We start from the raw sequence: 17,019 nt of genomic DNA on the forward strand, positions 1-17,019 counted from the left end.
GTAGTCCGGCGGATGTGCAAAAAGAGTGACATCGAAGTGACAAGCTCTTCACGGGCCGTGTGCCGGGCTCTCCGTCGCGGCGCGTTCCAGGGCGAAGACCCGCAGCAGGTCATGGAGGGCGTAGCGGCCCGGCGCGGGTTCGTCGAGCACGTGGGCGTCGGCGAGCGCCGCGAGCAGCAGCCGGGCCCGGCGGACCGTCAGCCCGGCGAGCGCGGCGGCCCCGGCCGGGGTGATCTCGGGTCCCGCGTGCCGGGGCAGCAGCCGGAACAGCCGCGCGCTGTCCGGCGCCAGGAGCCGGTAGGAACCGAGGAGGGCCTCGCGGACTGCGTCGAGGGCGTCGAGACCGCCGTCGGCCGCACGCAGTGCGGCGGCCACGGCGGCGAGCGGGAGGTCCGGTCGGCCGACGGCGCGCGCGGCGACGGTGGTCAGCGCCAGGGGCAGCCTGCCGCACCGGGCGACGATCTCTTCGGCGGCCCGGGGCGCGGCGGCCGTCCGCTCCTCCCCGAGCAGCCCGGCCAGCAACGCCGACGCGTCCTCGGCGGACGGCGGCGCGAGGCGGAGCGGCCGCGCACCCGACGCGACCAGGCCGGGCAGCGCGTGGCGGCTGGTGACCAGCGCGAGACAGCCCCGCCCGGTGGGCAGCAGCGGGCTCAGCTGTCCGGTGCCGACGGCGTCGTCGAGCACCACGAGGACGCGCCGACGGGCGAGGAGGGTGCGGTACAGGCCGGTCAGGGCGTCCACCCCGTCCGGCATGCGGGAGGCGGGCACGCCGAGCGCCGCGAGCATCCCGCGCAGCGCCTCGGCCGGCTCCACGGCGGCCCGGGCGGACCGCGCGGGGCCGGCCGGGCCGGAGCCGTGCAGCGCCACGAACAACTGCCCGTCCGGGAAACGGTCGGTGGCCCGGTGCGCCCAGTGCAGCGCGAGAGCGGTCTTGCCGACCCCGGCCATCCCGCCGAGCAGCACGATCCCGCCCGGGCGCGCCGCCCCCGCCAGCCACTCCGACTCGACGGCCCGCCCCACGAAGCAGGCGGGAGCCGACGGCAACTGGGCGGGCCGCACGGCTCCCACGCCGACGCGGCGGACGGTGGTGTCGCCGGTGCGGTGGAGGGTGGTGTCGTCGGTGCGGTGGAGGGTGGTGTCACCGGTGCGGTGGGCTCCCGGAGCCTCAGGGCGGGGTGCTCCGGTGCCGGTTGCTCCGCGCGCGGTGGCTCCGGGGGCAGTGGCTCCGGGGGGAGTTGTTCCGGGGGTGGCTGGGGCGACGGGGGCCGGTATCGGCCGGAGGGGGGCGGCGGGGGTCGGGGTCGGGGAGTGCGGAGAGGGGGTTCGCCGCGTGGTCGGGATCGGTCGGCCGAGGTGGACGACGGGCCCGCTCCTCAGTGGGTGTACGACGTCCTGGCGCAGCACCCGCGTGTGGGCCGCCGCCAGTTCGGTGCCCGGCGTGAGGCCCAGGTCGCGGGCGAGACGGCGACGGACGTCGTCGTACGCGCCCAGCGCCTCCGCCTGGAGCCCGCAGGCGGCCAGGACCAGCACCAGCCTGGCGTGCAGCGGCTCGTCGAGGGGGTCGTGCGCGGTGGCCCGGCGCAGGGCGGGCAGCGCGTCCTCGGCCCGGCCGCACAGCAGCGCCGCGTCGGCCGCGAGCCGTGCCGTCTCGAGGAGTTCCCCCTGGACGGCGGTGAACTGGGCGTGGGCGCGCGCGGACGCCGGGATCCCCATCGCCACCGGGCCACGCCACTCCTCCAGCGCCCGGACGAACTGCCGGGCCGCCGTCTCGGCCCGTCCGGTGGCCGCCGCCCGCTTGCCCTGCCGGGTCAGTTCACGGAAGCGCAGCAGATCGGCCTCGTCGGTCGCCGCCTCGAGGAGGTAGCCGCCGGTACGGCGCGGCAGGCGCCGGCCGGGGGCGCGGGGCGGCAGCCCCGGTTCGAGCAGCCGCCGCAACGCGCCGGCGTACCGCCGGACCACGTTGCGCGCGCTGGCGGGCGGCCGTTGGGCCCACAGCACGTCGACGATCTCGCCCGTCGGCACGAACCGGCCCGCGTGCGCCAGGAGCAGGGCGAGCAGGGCGCGTTGCTGGGGGAAGCCGGGATCGAGCTCCCCGTCCCCGCGCCACACGCGTACCGGGCCCAGCACCTCGAACCGCGTCACCTCATCCACGTCGCCGTCCGGCGGCGTGCGCGGGGCCGAGCCGGGCGTCAGACGGCACCGGCGTGCCCGTCCCGTGCGTTCAGCAGTGCCTCGACCCGCTCGGCGTCGGGGTGGTTCAGGCCCCTGAAGAGGACGAGGGCCTGCTCCCAGGCGGTCCGGGCGCCCTCGTGGTCGCCGGTGGCGCGGTGCGTCTCGCCGACCCGGACCAGGATGTCGGCCTCGAGGTAGGGCACGCCCAGGTCGCGCAGCAGGGTGAGGGCGTTGTGGTAGCCGAGGAGCGCGTGCGGGTGGCGGCCGAGGTGGTGGTGGGCGTAGGCGATGCTGTCCCAGGTGGCGGCCTGTCCGTAGCGGTCGCCGAGTCGCTGGAGCATGGTGAGTGCCTCGAAGCAGTGCGTCAGGGCCTGCCGGTACTCCCCGAGCAGGGCGTGGTACCAGCCGACCGAGTTCAGCACGCCGGCCTGTGCGGCGCGGTCGCCGAGCGTGCGGAACAGGCCGAGGGCGAACTGGTTGTGGCGCAGGGCGCCGGCCAGGTCGCCCCGCTGGTCGCATTCCCAGCCGAGACTGCGGTGGGTGTGGGCGCGACCCGTGTCGTCGCCCAGTTCGGTGAAGAGTTCCAGGGCCCGTTCCAGTCGGGGTACGGACCGGGAGTGCAGGCCGAGCCGGCCCTCCACGCGGGCCAGTCCCCGCAGGCCGCGGGCCTCCAGCGCGGGTTCGGCGAGGCGTCGGGCGGCGTCGAGAGCGGTGCGCTGCACGGCGAACCCGTCGTGCCAGTGACCGCGCCGGTCGAAGAACGGCTCCAGAGACCAGGCCAGCTGACAGGAGAGACGTTCCTGCACGGGCTGCCCGGACGCGGCGGCCGTCTCGACCACGGCGAGCAGCACCGCGTGTTCGGCGCTGAGCCAGGCCAGGGCGCGGTCGTCGTCGGCGAGGGGTTCGGGGTGGACGCCCTCGGGCGCGGGCGGCGGGGGCAGCGGGTCGGCGTTGGGGGCCAGCAGCCGGTCGGCGGCGTGGGCGGTGTGCAGGTAGTGGTGGTACAGCCGCTCCAGGGCCGCCGCCCGGTCGGCCTCGGTGTGCCGCTCGTGGACGAGTTCGCCGGCGTGGGCGCGCACCAGGTCGTGGAAGGCGTAGCGGCCGGGACTGTGCTCGGTGACGAGGTGCAGACCGGTCAGCTCGGCCAGCGGCGGCCTGGCCCGGCGTACGGACAGGCCCGCCAGAGCGGCCGCGGCCGGCAGCGAGAAGTCGGGGCCGGGGTGCAGGGCGAGCAGCCGGAACAGCCGGGCGGCCTCGGCCGAGACCGCGCGCGAGGACCAGGAGAAGACCGTGCCGACGTCCACGGAGGCGTCGGAGCGGGCGAAGGCGTCGAGGCTGCCGTGGGCCTCGCGCAGTTCGGCGGCGACGGCGGCGAGCGGAAAGTGGGGGTGACCGGCGGCGCGGGCGGCGACACAGGCCAGGGCGAGCGGCAGTCCGGCGCACAGCTCGCTGATCTCGTCGGCCGCCCGGGGCTCGGCCGCGACCCGCTCCGCGCCCAGCCGTCGGACCAGGAAGGCCCGCGCCTGGACGGCGTCGAACGGACTCAGGACCAGGGAGTGCGCACCGTGGGCGGCTACCAGCCCCGGCAGTTCGTCGCGGCTGGTGACGAGGGTGAGGCAGCCGGGCGTGCCGGGCAGCAGCGGTACGACCTGCTCGGTGTCCCGCGCGTTGTCCAGGACGACGAGGACCCGGCGCCCGGCGAGCACACTGCGGTAGAGGGCGGCCTGCGCGTCCACCCCGTGCGGGACGCGTTCCGGCGGCACCCCGAGCGCGCCGAGGAACCCCCGCACGGCCTCACCGGGATCGAGGACGGCGCCGGACGGATCGAAGCCTCGCAGGTTGACGTAGAGCTGCCCGTCGGGGAACCGGTCGGCGACCCGGTGGGCCCAGTGCACCGCGAGGGTGGTCTTGCCGACGCCCGCCATACCGCCGATGGCGCTGATCACCACGGCCCCCGGCCGCGACCCGTCCGCGCCGGACAGCGCGAACGCCTCGTCCAGCTCCGTGTCCCGACCGGTGAACGTCACGATGTCGTGCGGCAGTTGGGCAGGCACCGGCAGGGAGGGCGGAGCAGCCGACGACCGATCCGGTGCGGCTGCGCCCGCCCCGGCGGCCGGCGGCCGCACCTCGAAGGACACCCCCGGACGACCGCCCGAACCCGCTCCCTCGAGAACACCGCCCGAGCCCGCTCCCCCGGGGACACGGTCCGCGCCCGACTCCCCGGGCCCCCTGGCCGAGCCCACTCCCCCGAACACACCACCGGGGCCCGCGCCCCCTGTCACACCATGCGAGCCCGCACCCCCGCAGACACCGCCCGAGGCCGAGCCCTCCGACCCTCCGTCCGAGCCGGCACTCTCGGACACACCGCCCGAGCCCACTCCCCCGAACACACCACCGGGGCCCGCGCCCCCGCAGACACCGTCCGGCCCCGCGGACGCCTGCTCTCCCGCCGCCCTCAGCCCGTGCAGTACCGCGTCGTGTGCGGCGCGCAGTTCCGCGCCGGGGTCGATCCCCAGCTCCTCGGCGAGCCTCGTCCGTACGGCCTCGTAGGCGGCCAGGGCCTCCGCGCGGTGGCCGGATGCCGCCAGCCCGAGGAGCAGTCCCGCCTGGAGGGGTTCGTCCAGCGGGTGCCGTGCGGCAGCCTGCCGCAGCTCGGGCAGGACCGCGTCCGGCCGCCCGGCGCGCAGCGCGGCGTCCGCCGCCTGCCGCACGGCGGCCGTCCGCTCGCGGTCCACCGCGTCGAAGGCCGGGTGCGCCCGGGCCTGCGCGGGAATGCCGACGGCGAGCGGCCCGCGCCACAACGACAGTGCCTCGGTGAGGAGTTCCAGCGCCCGCGCGGGTGACCGGTCCGCGATCCGCCGCGCTTCCTCGCGCAGTGCGCGAAACGTCAGCAGGTCGGAGGAGTCACCGTCGGTCAGCAGTCGGTATCCACCGGCGTCCCGCACCAGCCAGCGCCCCTCGGCGCGGGCGGCGAGGCCCGGCTCCAGCAGCCGGCGCAGCGAACCCACATGGCGTCGGACGACATTGACCGCGCTGCGCGGCGGAGCCGCTCCCCACAGCGTGTCGACGATCTCGCCCATGGCGACCGGCCGCCCCGCTCCGACCAACAGCAGGGCCAGGAAGGCACGTTCCTGCGGCCCTCCGGGTTCGAGCTCCGTGTCCCCCCGGAACACCCGGACGGCACCCAGGACGGCGAACCGCACCGGGTCCAGCGGCACGCCATCCCCCTCTCGCCGATCTTCCTCCCCCGCTTCGACTGTACGACAGGAGCGAGGTTACCCAGAGTTACGCATGGCGCGTTCCGGCTGTCCGAGCGGCACCCCGAACAGAAACCTAGTTGAGCCAGGTGAAAACCTAGGCATACTAGGAAGTCGACGGAGGGCGCGAGGCCCCGCCCTACGGACGACGACCCGGACGACCCGGACGACCTACTGGAGCGAGCCTTGAACGCGATCCGGACCGGCACCCTGGCGGTGCCCGGCGCCACCCTCCACTACGAGACGCTCGGCAGCGGGCCGGTCCTGCTGCTCATCCCCGGCGGCGCCGGGGACGCCGGACTGTACGCGGGCCTGGCACCGGAGCTGGCGACCCGCCACACGGTGGTCTCCTACGACCCGCGCGGCCTGTCCCGCAGTCCCCTGGACGGCCCGCCGGACGCTCCCCGCGCCGACGAACGGGTGGCGGTCTGGAGCGACGACGCCCGTCGGCTGCTGGACCTGCTCTCCCCCGACGAGGAGGCGGACGTGCTCGGGTGCAGCTCGGGCGCCGTCGTCGCGGTGGAGCTGCTCGCCCGGCATCCGGAGCGGCTGCGCCGGGTGGTCGCGCACGAACCGCCGCTGCTGGAGCTTCTGGAGGATCCCGCCCCGCACCGGGCGCTGTTCGCCGGCGTCCGCGAGACCTTCCGCACCGAGGGCGTCGAAGCCGCCATGGCCCGGCTCGGCGAGGGGCTGGCCGACGGAGCGGTACGGCAGGCGCCCGCGCGGCCGACGGAACTGCCTCCCGGGATCCAGGAGATGGCCGGCCGGATGCACGCCAACCTGCCCGTCTTCCTGGGCCGGGTCCTCGGCCCGTTCTCCTCGGCCGTGCCCGACCTCGCCGCGCTCCGGCCCGTGGCCCACAAGCTGGTGCCGGCCGCCGGGCGGGACTCCCGCCGCCAACTCCCCTTGTACGGACCGGCCGCACGCCTCGCGGAGCTGCTGGGATCCCGTCTGGCCGAGTTCCCGGGCGGCCACCTCGGAGCCGTCGAGTCCCCGCAGGAGTTCGCCGCCCGCCTGCTCGCGGTCCTGGACCGGGCGGAGAACGGGCCCGGGGCCCGGGAAGAAGGCTCCCCGGAGCCCGCGGGCCGAGGAGTGAGCGGCGGGTGAGCGACCGCCCGCCGGCAGGTGCGGCCGGCGCGGTGGGCGCGATGGGCGCGCCCCGGACCTTGGCAGCGGAGCCCAGCCATGACGTGCGGGGACCGACCCACCGCGGGTCGTCGGCCGCCCGTGCCAACAGCCCAGGTCCGCCGAGGGCCCAGGCCGCCGAGAGCCCCTGGGCCCGCATCAGGATCGGGGGCGCCCTTCGGAGAGGGGCGGACGACGGGCCCCGTTCACCCGGCGAATCGTCTCACCCCTGCTCCGTCCGAGTGATCAACCGCGGCAGGGTGACCGGGCGGGGCGGAGTCCCCGGGATGGCGGGCCGTTTCACCCGGGTGAGCGCCTTGAGTGGTGGAGCGGGCCGCCCTGACTGACGGTGGATCACGTCAGGCCGGGTCGTGTCAGCTGACGATGTGTCGGCTGCCCGGTCGTGACGGAAGGACACCATCAGATGCGTTCTGCTCGCATGATCCTGGCCACCGCGGCGGCTTCGGCCGCCCTCGCCATCGGCGCCCCGGGCGCCTACGCCGCCGGTGACACGGACCACGACTCCTCCTGGAGCAAGGAGGACAGCTCCTCGTACAGCAAGGAGGACCACGACAAGGAGGACTCCTCGTACAGCAAGGAGGACAAGGAGGACTCCTCGTACGGCAAGGAGCACGGCAAGGAGGAGCACGGCAAGGAGGACCACGACTCCCCGCACGGTGGCATGCACACCGGCGGCGGCGCCCTCGCCATGCTGAACGACACCGACGGTGGCGCGGCCAAGGACCCGAAGTACGACCCCGAGACGTACAAGGACAAGGACGAGAACGGCGGTGAGCACGGCAAGGGCTCCTGGAACGGCGGCAAGGAGGAGGAGTCCGGCGGCTGGAGCAAGGAGCACGACAAGCCCAGCGGCGGCATGCACACCGGTGGCGGCGGACTCGCCACCCCCTCGGCCACCGCGGCCGGACTCGGCGTCCTCGCCGTCGCCGGCACCGGCCTCTACGCCCTGCGCCGCAAGAAGACGGTGGGGGGTGTGGCCTGACCCATGCCTGACGCGATAGCGAAGCCGCGGCCGCCACACATGCCCCCTGTGGCGGCCCGGCCTGCTGTCCGCCCACCCGTCCCGACCGAGCCCGGTCACTGCTCGCCGGCCCGCTCCGGCCGGGTCACTGCTCCTCCGGCCCGCCCCGGCCGGCCCGCCCCGGCCGAGCTGCGCGCGGCCGGGATCGTACGCAGGAACCACAACGCCCCTGTCGGCCCGTCCCCTTCGCCCGTAGACTGACAAATCGTAGACGTGCGGGCGCAGTTGACCGGGGGGAGCCGCCATGTCGGGGGACCAGTACGGCAGACACAACGACACCGACCACCAGACCTTCTACTACGTCCCGCCCATGCCCGCGGCCCCGCCGCCGGCGCCGGCGGACGGTGCTCGGGCGGTCGCGGTGGCCGTGCTCAACCTCAGCGGCCTGGGACTGGGCTACGCGCTGGTGCGCCGCTGGGCCCTGATGGTGCTGTGCTGGGTCGCCACGGCGGTCCTGCTGTTCGTGGCGCTGCCGGCCGACCCGGACGGTGTCCCGGGCTTCGCCCTCGTGCTGTACGTCCTGTTCCTCGTCGCGGTGGCGGCGGACGGCGCGCGCGTCGGTCTGCGCACACGGCTGTCCGGACTCCGGCAGGCGCCACTCGCGCTCGGGCTCGGACTGCTCCTGCTCGTCGTGCCGGCCGGGGGCGTCGTGCTGTACGACGACGCCCGGGACGAGGCGACCCAGCAGATGCTGCTGGACCGGCTCGACGAGGCCGACCGGCTGGTGCGGGCCGCCGCCGACAAGCCGTTCGGATCGGCCCGGGCCGACTACCGCGAGGCGCTGGACGTCTACGCGGACCTCAGGTCCGACCACGCCGGTTCACGGGCGGCCGAGCGCGTGCCCGCACGGATGAAGGCCTACTACACGACGGTCGGGGCCGCGTACGCGCAGGGCGACTACTGCGAGGCGGTGGAACCGCTCAAGTACCTGCGCACGGTCCCGAAGAGCCTGCCCGGGACGGACCTCGGGGCGCTGAGGACCTGGCCCGACGACCGGCTCGCCACCTCGCTGTACGAGTGCGCGTCGACCGCGCTCACGGCGGGCGAGGCCAACTGGCCCTCGCACTACGGGGAACTGCTGACCACGTTCCCCGACTCGGAGCAGGCCGCGAAGGTGGAACCCGCCGTGGCCGCCGCGGTCGTGCGCACCGAGAAGGACCTGCACGGGGCCGAACCCTGCTCCGCGGTCCAGCGGCTGCGGACGCTCGGCACCCAGATCGACACGCTGGAGTCCGACCAGGCGGACATCGGCGCCGCGCTCGACAAGGACAGCCGGCGGGCCACGGGCAGCGCCGACACCGGCACGTACACCTGCGGTGTGGACCAGTACCGGGACGGCGACTTCGAGTCGGCGCAGACGACCATGACCGAGTACGCCTCCGCCCACAAGACCGCCAAGAACGCCGGCCTGGCGAAGAAGATCGCCATAGCGGCGGAGATCGCCCAGACCGTGCCGGCCGCGGGCAAGAAGCTGCCGACGACCCGTACCGGCGGCAGCATCTCGGTCACCGTGCAGAACGACAGCCCCGACGCGGTCACGGTCCTCTTCACGGGTCCGGTCACCGGCAGCTTCACCCTCAAGGCCTGCGGCAGCTGCAAGGCGTACTCCTTCGGCAGCACCATCAACCCGTCGTTCGAGCCGTGCAACGACAGCGGCAAGAACTATCCGCAGCGCACCATCAGCCTGCCGGTCGGCACCACGTACTTCCTGCACAAGCCGAACGGCGACAGCACCGCCACGCCCGCCTCGGACACCGCCAAGCTCGAGTCGGGCTACATCTACACGGAGTGCGCCTACACGACGGAGAGCTTGGGGTCGGGCCTCTGAATTCCGGGTGAATACCCGGAGGATTTCCGCCCGCTGAAAGGCCGTCGACCACTCACTTCGGACCCGGTGAGTCATATGTGACGGGTGATAAGGTGCGCCGGAATTCTCTCGCGCAGCGCCCCCACACGAAAGCCTTGAGATACTCCATGAACGACATGCTGGCGGAATCAGGCGCGCATTCCCTTGTGCCGGGCGGTCGACGCCGGCATCGCAAGGCCCGGCAGAGCGGTACCGGCGTCCGGCGGGCGATCGTGCTCGCCCTGGCCCTGCCCGTCACCTCGGCCGCCCTGGCCGCCCCCTCGGCGTTCGCCGCCGAGAAGGGCATCGGCGCCACGGCCGAGGGGGTGACGGCGGGCCGGACGCCCGGCGCGGACGACCAGCGAATGATCGCCGACCTCGAGGCCCGTGTCCTCGACCCGCGGCTGGGCCCCCAGGTCAGCGGTGTGGTCCTCGACTCCGCGTCGGACACCACACTGTGGGACCACAACGGGGCGACCGCGCTGATGCCGGCGTCCAACACCAAGCTCGCCACCGCCACCGCCGCCCTGACCGTGCTCGGCGCGGACCACAGGTTCACCACGAAGGCCGTCTACGGCGACGGCACCCTGACCCTGGTCGGCGGCGGCGACCGCACGCTGACCGGCGCCGACCTCGCCGCACTGGCGAAGACCGCGGTCGCCGGGCTGGAGGCGGCCGGGGTGACCTCGGTGAAGGTCGCCGTCGACGACAGCCTCTTCGCCGAACCGGCCCTGGCCGACGGCTGGAACACCGGCTACTACCCCGACTCCGTGGCCCCGGTGCGCGCGCTGGTCGTCGACGGGCACGCGGTCCAGGACACCGCCATCGACGCCGGGCAGGCCTTCGGGCGGGAGCTCGCGGCGGCGGGCGTCACCGTCGCTGGCACCGTCACCCGCGCACAGGCGCGCCCCGGCGACGTCCCGGTGGCACGGCACCGGTCGGCACCGTTGTCGGAGATCGTCCACAAGATGATCAAGGTCAGCGACAACGACATCGCCGAGACCCTGCTGCGGATGACCGCGCTCGGCGCGGGCCGCCCGGCCACCTTCGAGGGCGGCACGGAAGTCGTCCGTCAGGTGCTCAGGTATCGGTACGGCGTCTCGCTCGACCACTTCGAGATCCACGACGGAAGCGGCCTTTCCCGGGCCAATCGCATTCCCGCCGCGACCCTCGCGGAAATCCTCGAACTGCTGACGGAATCCAGGTACTCCGCCACGCTGGGCTCCCTTCTCGACGGGCTGCCCGTCTCCGGTGAGGCCGGGAGCACGCTCGGCCCGGAATGGGGCCGCTTCGACGACGTGAACTCCTCGTGCGCGGTCGGCAAGGTGCGCGCGAAGACCGGCACCCTCACCGGAGCCATCGCCCTGAGCGGTCTGACGCAGGGCAAGGACGGCAGGTGGAAGGTCTTCTCCTTCGTGGAGAACAACTCCACGGCCGCCCCGAACGACATCAAGGACGCCATGGACGGCCTCGCGGCCACGGTGAACGGCTGCTGGGCGTAGCGGGAAGCCCTGCCCGACGGGAGGGCCGGCACCCCCGGGCCGGCCTTTCCGGCACGGCGGGGGCCGGCCTTTCCGGCACGGCGGGGGCCGGCCTTTCCGGCACGGCGGGGGCCGGCCTTTCCGGTACGGCGGGGGGGTCGTCCGTCCCGATGTCGGGCCCCGTCGGATGTGACCCACACCACGAGAAAACGCTACCGTTTCGATGAGATCGCGGGCTAGTCTGGCAAGCAAGTGAACGAAACAGTTTCGTTCATGAGGCGTATGCCCCCACTCGCCTGGAGAACACAGCCATGGCCTCCGTACTCGTCGTCAACGACCAGCCCCTCCAACGCGTCGGCCTGCGCATGCTGCTGACCGCCGAGCCCGATCTGACCGTCGTGGGCGACACGGCGAGCGGGGCCGAAGCCGTCCGGATGAGCGCGGCGCTCCGCCCCGACGTCGTCCTGCTCGGCGGCCACCGGCCCGAGACGGACGGCATCGAGACCATCCGCCGCATCGCCCACCCGCAGCACCTCACCGCGCTCCCCCGCCCCGCCGGAGCGGGCGGGCAGCCGCCGCGGATCCTGGTGCTGACCTCCACAGGTCACGAGGAACACGCCTACGCCGCCCTGCGCGCGGGCGCCGGCGGATTCCTGCTCAAGGACGCCACCGCGCACGAACTGACCGCGGCCGTCCGGGTCGTGGCGGCCGGCGACGCCGTCATCACCCCCGAACTGACCCGCGCGCTCATCGACACCGTCCGCCACGAGCGCGCCCCGCGCCCGGGCGGACGGACGGTGGGGCCCGACAGCTTCACCGAGCGCGAGCGCGACGTCCTCGTCGCCGTCGCCTCCGGCTGGTCCAACGCGGAGATCGCCGCCCGGCTGTCCATCGCCCCGACCACCGTGAAATCCCACGTCAGCCATATCCTCGCCAAGATCGGCGCCCGCGCCCGGGTCCAGGCGGTCGCCTTCGCCTACGAATACGGCCTGGTCCACCCGGCGGCCTGACGACCGCCCCGCCCCCCCCACCCGGCGGCCCCGTACTCGCCTTCCGGTACGGGACCGCCGGGTGTGCCCGCTCCTAGCCCCTGTCGCGCTGGTGCACGCGGGCCAGGAGCAGGTTGGGGTCGCTCCGGGTGAAGTACGCGGCGCTCGGTACGTAGACCGAGCGGCCGCGTACGGCCACCGAGGTGGGGTTGGACAGGCCGTCCTTCCGGGTCAGGACGATCCGGTGGGTGCCGTCCGGGCGGACCTGGGCGAGTTCACTGCCGCCGGTCAGGGCGGCGAGCACCGTGTCGCGGTGCCGGTCGACGAAGGCGAAGTCGTCGATCGCGAAGAGGCCCTTGGCCCGGGTCTCGATCGTGCCGGCGCAGCCGCTCTCGCGGACGGGGATGCGCAGCAGCGTCCCGGCGTTGGTGTTGGACACCCACACGGCGTCGCGGTGGATCTTGAGGCCGTTGACCCCGACGCGGGCCGCCGGCGGTGCGTTGAGGGGCTTGAGCAGGTCACCCCCGGCCCACGCCGTGGGCTTGCCGCCCGTGCGCGGGACGCGCCACACGGTGCCCAGCACGGAGTCCGCCACGTAGAGCACGCCGCGCCGCTCGTCGAGGGCGAGGCCGTTGGGGAAGCCGTTCGTCGGCAGCTGCGCGATCTGCCGGGGCTCGCCGCCGCCGGCCGGGATGCGCCAGACCCCGGTGGCGCGGGTGCCGGTGGCGTAGTTGACGTACAGGGTGCCGTCCTGTGCGCGGGCGATGCCGAGGACGACGGCCCTGCCGACGACGGGTGTCAGCGGCTTCGCCACGGCGGGCAGTGTCGCGAGGATCCGCGTCCGGCCCTGCCGGGTGACGTTCGCGACCTGCCGGGCGGTGGAGAACGTCAGGTCGGCGGAGCCGTCGGGTTCGAGGGCGATGTTCTCGGGTGAGCGGCCCTTGGCGACATCGAAGTGGGCGATGACGCGCGGGGCGGAGACGGCCGGTACGTCACCGGTCGCGGGAGCCGTGGCGAGCAGGCCCAGGGCGAGGGCGGCGGTGATCACGCCCGCCGAACGGGGGACTCGGGGCATGGGACCTTCCTAGGGGGGAAGTCGAGAGTGCCGCCGTGCGGCGGCCAGACGACCATGGCGGGGGCGGGGCGCCCGCCGTAGCCGTCGCGGCCGGGGAATCGCCCGCGTGGCCCAGGGCAAGGACCCTCCTGCCGCTCACCCGGGTGACAGGGCGATGCAGCAGACTGTGCGGTGCGGACACCGGTTCGGACAGCGTCCCGGCCACGGGCCGACCGGGCGGACACTCACCCAGAAGGAAGCACAGCGTGATCATCTTCGGCACCAAGGGATACCTCTACCAGCTGGCGATACTGACGCTCGTCTGCGGCCGCTGCGGCAATCCCGCCGCGCACACGCTGCGCAAGCGGGTCACCAAGTTCACCCTGTTCTTCGTGCCGCTGTTCCCGGTCTCGACGTCGTACGCGACGCAGTGCACCTTCTGCGGCGCGGAGCAGAGGCTGACCAAGGAGCAGGCGGAGCAGCTGACGGCGCAGGCCGCGGGCGGCGCAGGCCAGGCCTACGGGCAGCCGCACCAGCAGCCGTACCAGCACTGACGGCCGCCCGGCGGCTCACGGGGTGAGTCCCGCCCGGACGCAGGCGGCCCGCAGCTCACGGGTGCAGATCTGGTCCTCGGTGTACAGGCCGCCCTTGATCAGGATCCGTTCGATGCCGGCGGCCGTCACCGCGCGCGGCTGGAGCAGGACGGCCGGGACGCGTGGCGTGGTGGGGCTGTCCACGGTCGTGGTGGCGCTGTCCCGGGGGTCCTCGCCCCGCCCGACGGCGACGGCCATGGCGGCGACGGCGGCGGCCTCCTTGGCGAAGGGCTTGTACACCGTCATGTACTGCTCGCCCTTGACCACGCGACGCACGGCGTCCAGGTCGGCGTCCTGACCGGTGACGGGCGGCAGGTGGGCGACCCCGGCTCTCTTGAGCGCGGCGACGACGCCCGCGGCGATGTTGTCGTTGGCCGCGATCACCGCGTCGATCCGGTCGGGGCCGAGGGCCGCGATGGCGGCGGACATGTTGGCGTGGGCGTTCTGGGTGTTCCAGTCCGGGGTGTCGTAGGACCGGGCGATCCGCACCCGGCCGGTGAGGACGTCCAGCGCTCCCTTGCGGTACGCGTCCGCGTTCGGGCTGGTCCGGTCGCCGTTCATCATGACGATGTCGGAGTTCCGGGCCCGCTCCCCCAGGGCCTTCAGGAGCGCCTCGCCCTGGAGTCTGCCGACCTGGAGGCCGTCGAAGCCGACGTAGCCGGTGATCGGGCCCTCGGCGAGACGGTCGTAGGCGATCACCGGGACACCCGCCCGGTCCGCCTCCTCGATGGAGGAGCGCAGCGCCCGGGTGTCGGCGGCGTCGAGGATCAGGACCCTGGCCCCCTTGGTGACCATCGAGATCATCTGCTGGCGCTGGCGGGTGACGTCGCTCTCGGCGTTGGCGTACTCCGTGCGGCAGCCGGGGCAGAGCTTCTCGACCTGGGCCTGGATCAGCGGGCGGTCCGCGTGTTCCCAGCGCGGGACCGCGCGGCTCGGCAGCAGCAGGCCGACGGTGAAGCCCTCGCCCGCCGCCTTGTCGTCTCCACCGCAGGCGGCCAGGGGCGCTGTCAGGAGCGCCGCGGCGAGCACCGCGGCCAGGGCCCCGCGACGCGTCCTCACGGCGCTCCCCCCGGCACGGTGATCTCGCTCCACACCTGTTTGCCGCCGGCCACCGGGACCGAGCCGAAGGCGTCCGACATCGCCTCGACCAGCAGCAGACCCCGGCCGCCGGTGGCCTCCCAGTCGACGATCACCGGTTTGGCGGGCGCGCGCGGCGAGGAGTCGCTCACGCAGACGCGCACCCGGTCCCCACGCAGCACCAGGTCGAGGCGGACCGGCCCCTGGGTGTGCACCAGGGCGTTGGTGACGAGTTCGGAGACGACCAGGAGGACGGCGTCCGCGGCCTCCTGGACCTGCCAGCGGCGCAGGGTGCGCGCGGTGAAGCGGCGGGCGTGCATGACGGCGTCGGGCAGCCGCCACACCATCCAGCCGGCCCGGATCGGCCGGGTCTTCATGGCGTCGTAGCGCAGCAGCAGCAGCGCCACGTCGTCCTCCCGGCGGCCCGCGTCGCCGAGGAGCGCGTCGGCCATCTTCCCCGGGTCGGCGGGGTCGGCGGCGGCGAGCGCGACGCGGGTCCGGCGCATGCCCTCGTCCAGCGGCAGGTCGGCGGCCTCGACCAGACCGTCGGTGACCAGGGCGAGGACCGTGCCGGGGGCCAGTTCGACGGACGTCATGGGGAACTCCGCCTCCGCCAGGATGCCGAGCGGAGGGCCGCCCGCCACCTCGACCTCCTCGGTGGTGCCGTCGGGAAGGCGCAGCAGGGGGGCGAGGTGGCCGGCCCGGACGAAGAGGACGTTGCCCTCCTCCATGTCGAGTTCGGCGTAGCAGCAGGTGGCGAACAGGTCGGTCTCCATGCCGACGAGAAGCCGGTTGGCGTGCGAGACGACCACGTCGGGCGGGTGGCCCTCGGTGGCGTAGGCCCGGACGGCGGTGCGCATCTGGCCCATGATCGTCGCGGCTCCCGCGCTGTGTCCCTGGACGTCCCCGATGACCAGGGCCACCCGGTCCTGGGAGAGGGCGATGACGTCGTACCAGTCGCCGCCCACCTGAAGCCCGCGCCGCGCGGGCAGATAACGGGCGACGGCGATCCCGCCGGGCAGTTCGGGCAGGCGCCGGGGCAGCAGGCTGCGCTGGAGCATCGTGGCGAGTTCCTGCTCGGCGTCGTGCGCGTGGGCGCGCTTGAGGGCCTGGCCGACCAGCGAGGCGGTGGCGGTGAGCAGGGACCGCTCCTCGGGGACGAACTCGTGCGGCCGGTCCCAGCCGACCAGGCAGACCCCGGCGACCTGGCCCTTGGCGGGGAGCGGCAGGACGGCCAGCCCTCCGGCGCCGACGCCGGCCAGGCCGGCTTCGAGGGGGGTGCCGGAGGGCAGGAGGTCCATCCGGCCGTCCCGCAGGGCCGCCTGGACGGTGGGCAGGGCGCGCAGCGGCGCCTCGGGCCATTCCGTGCGCCACTCGGTGCGCCACACCTGCGGCCAGGCGCTGGGCTGGGGCGGGTCGAGGGCGGTGACCATGACCCGGTCGTCCTGGACGGCGGCGAGGGCCACGTGGTCGGCGGCCAGCGGCTCGCGCAGCGCGGCGACCACCACGCGGCCGACGTCGCGGACGGTCGCGGCGTCGTCGAGGGCCGCCGTCAGCCACTGGATCCGGGAGACGTCGTCGCCGCCGCGGCGCAGCACCGGGGTCGCCGTCACCACGCCCAGGACCTGGGGCGGCCCGTCGGCGGGGACCGGCTCGGCGCGGCAGCTCAGGCTCAGCCAGCGCATCTCCCCGGTGGGCCCGCGGACCCGGAACTCCAGGTCCCGCCGGCCGAACGCGTCGGTGGTCGGCTCCAGGACGGACATCAGGGCGTGCATGTCCTCCGGGAGGGCGTGCGCGAGGAGGGTGTCGACCTTGCCGTCGAAGTCGCCGGGGGTGATGCCGACCAGTTCGAGGAGGGTGTCGTCGGCCTCGATCAGCCCGGTGTCCGGGGAGAGGACGAAGGAACCCACGTGCAGGCTGCGCAGGGCGGGGGCCAGCAGCGGTGTCGGTGTGGGCGGGTCCGCGCCCGGCGGGAGGAGGGCGGCGACCGCGTCGGCGTAGCGCTCCAGGAAGCGGCGCTGCTCGGCCTCGAAGCCGTCCGCCGAGGCGCCCAGGACGAGCAGGCAGCCCAGCCGGCTGCCCCGGATGCCGAGGGGCAGCGCGCCGAGCGCCGTGTCGGCGGTCAGCCAGAGGGGGTGGTCGGTGCGGAAGGCGCGCACCGCGGGCGAGTCACCGGACAGCGGCAGGCGCTCCGGCGGGGCCGAGCCGGAAGAGTCGCTCCCGGACGTGTCCACCAGCCGCAGTTCGTGTGTGCCGGCCCCGGGCGCGTAGACCGCTGCCAGTGACGCTCCGGCGAAGCTCAGAGCCCGGTCGAGGCATGTCCGCAACGTACCTCCCATCCTGCCGCAGGTGCCGACAGGTTGAGATCGGGGCACCCACCCAC

Annotated in this window: 11 protein-coding genes; 6 read left to right on the plus strand and 5 right to left on the minus strand. The window is 74.5% G+C overall.

All coding sequences use genetic code 11. The features are described from left to right. Window positions 1-48 precede the first annotated feature (48 nt). The gene (locus AOQ37_RS22225) at window positions 49-2,151 is read right to left on the minus strand and encodes an AfsR/SARP family transcriptional regulator (protein ID WP_062646354.1); all 2,103 of its coding nucleotides are present in this window, start codon (window positions 2,149-2,151) and stop codon (window positions 49-51) included. A 38-nt stretch (window positions 2,152-2,189) separates the two neighbouring features. After that, complete coding sequence (locus AOQ37_RS22230) at window positions 2,190-5,390, minus strand: AfsR/SARP family transcriptional regulator (RefSeq protein ID WP_062646355.1); 3,201 nt, start codon at window positions 5,388-5,390, stop codon at window positions 2,190-2,192. 225 nt (window positions 5,391-5,615) lie between these two features. Between AOQ37_RS22230 and AOQ37_RS22235 the strand changes: the two genes are divergently transcribed. The 5 genes from AOQ37_RS22235 (at window position 5,616) to AOQ37_RS22255 (ending at window position 11,933) form a co-directional block, all read left to right on the plus strand. Further along, entirely contained in the window at window positions 5,616-6,536 is a 921-nt protein-coding gene (locus AOQ37_RS22235; RefSeq protein WP_062646356.1) for an alpha/beta fold hydrolase, read from the plus strand. 442 nt (window positions 6,537-6,978) lie between these two features. Next, window positions 6,979-7,557 (plus strand): hypothetical protein, encoded by a 579-nt coding sequence (locus AOQ37_RS22240; protein ID WP_062646357.1) that lies wholly within the window; start codon window positions 6,979-6,981, stop codon window positions 7,555-7,557. 283 nt (window positions 7,558-7,840) lie between these two features. Further along, on the plus strand, window positions 7,841-9,424 hold the full coding sequence (locus AOQ37_RS22245) for a hypothetical protein (protein ID WP_062646358.1): 1,584 nt from the start codon (window positions 7,841-7,843) through the stop codon (window positions 9,422-9,424). Window positions 9,425-9,570: 146 nt separating this feature from the next. After that, entirely contained in the window at window positions 9,571-10,944 is a 1,374-nt protein-coding gene (gene dacB, locus AOQ37_RS22250) for a D-alanyl-D-alanine carboxypeptidase/D-alanyl-D-alanine endopeptidase (RefSeq protein WP_062646359.1), read from the plus strand. A 290-nt stretch (window positions 10,945-11,234) separates the two neighbouring features. Beyond that, window positions 11,235-11,933 carry a LuxR C-terminal-related transcriptional regulator gene (locus AOQ37_RS22255; RefSeq protein ID WP_062646360.1) on the plus strand — a complete coding sequence of 233 codons (699 nt, stop codon included), beginning with the start codon at window positions 11,235-11,237 and terminating at the stop codon, window positions 11,931-11,933. Window positions 11,934-12,006: 73 nt separating this feature from the next. Here the strand turns inward: AOQ37_RS22255 and AOQ37_RS22260 are convergent, their stop codons facing one another. After that, window positions 12,007-12,987: an SMP-30/gluconolactonase/LRE family protein gene (locus AOQ37_RS22260; RefSeq protein ID WP_062646361.1), complete on the minus strand. Its 981-nt coding sequence runs from the start codon at window positions 12,985-12,987 to the stop codon at window positions 12,007-12,009. Between the two features lie 245 nt (window positions 12,988-13,232). On the opposite strand from AOQ37_RS22260, the gene AOQ37_RS22265 reads away from it, so the two are divergent. After that, entirely contained in the window at window positions 13,233-13,520 is a 288-nt protein-coding gene (locus AOQ37_RS22265) for a zinc-ribbon domain-containing protein (protein ID WP_062646362.1), read from the plus strand. Between the two features lie 15 nt (window positions 13,521-13,535). Here AOQ37_RS22265 and AOQ37_RS22270 read toward each other — a convergent pair whose 3' ends face one another. Together AOQ37_RS22270 and AOQ37_RS22275 are read right to left on the minus strand one after the other, a co-directional pair. Further along, window positions 13,536-14,618 (minus strand): sugar ABC transporter substrate-binding protein, encoded by a 1,083-nt coding sequence (locus AOQ37_RS22270; protein WP_078890305.1) that lies wholly within the window; start codon window positions 14,616-14,618, stop codon window positions 13,536-13,538. Then, window positions 14,615-16,963 (minus strand): SpoIIE family protein phosphatase, encoded by a 2,349-nt coding sequence (locus AOQ37_RS22275; RefSeq protein ID WP_078890306.1) that lies wholly within the window; start codon window positions 16,961-16,963, stop codon window positions 14,615-14,617. Before AOQ37_RS22275 ends, AOQ37_RS22270 begins: the two co-directional genes overlap by 4 nt. Window positions 16,964-17,019: the final 56 nt, after the last annotated feature.

Source organism: Streptomyces maremycinicus (assembly GCF_001184025.1).
GTDB lineage: Bacteria > Actinomycetota > Actinomycetes > Streptomycetales > Streptomycetaceae > Streptomyces > Streptomyces maremycinicus.

Bases quoted from the DNA above. Each gene is read 5' to 3' on its own strand.
- AOQ37_RS22245 (WP_062646358.1), top strand. From the start codon at position 7,841: ATGTCGGGGGACCAGTACGGCAGACACAACGACACCGACCACCAGACC.
- dacB (WP_062646359.1), top strand. From the start codon at position 9,571: ATGAACGACATGCTGGCGGAATCAGGCGCGCATTCCCTTGTGCCGGGC.
- AOQ37_RS22260 (WP_062646361.1), bottom strand. From the start codon at position 12,987: ATGCCCCGAGTCCCCCGTTCGGCGGGCGTGATCACCGCCGCCCTCGCC.
- AOQ37_RS22240 (WP_062646357.1), top strand. From the start codon at position 6,979: ATGCGTTCTGCTCGCATGATCCTGGCCACCGCGGCGGCTTCGGCCGCC.
- AOQ37_RS22255 (WP_062646360.1), top strand. From the start codon at position 11,235: ATGGCCTCCGTACTCGTCGTCAACGACCAGCCCCTCCAACGCGTCGGC.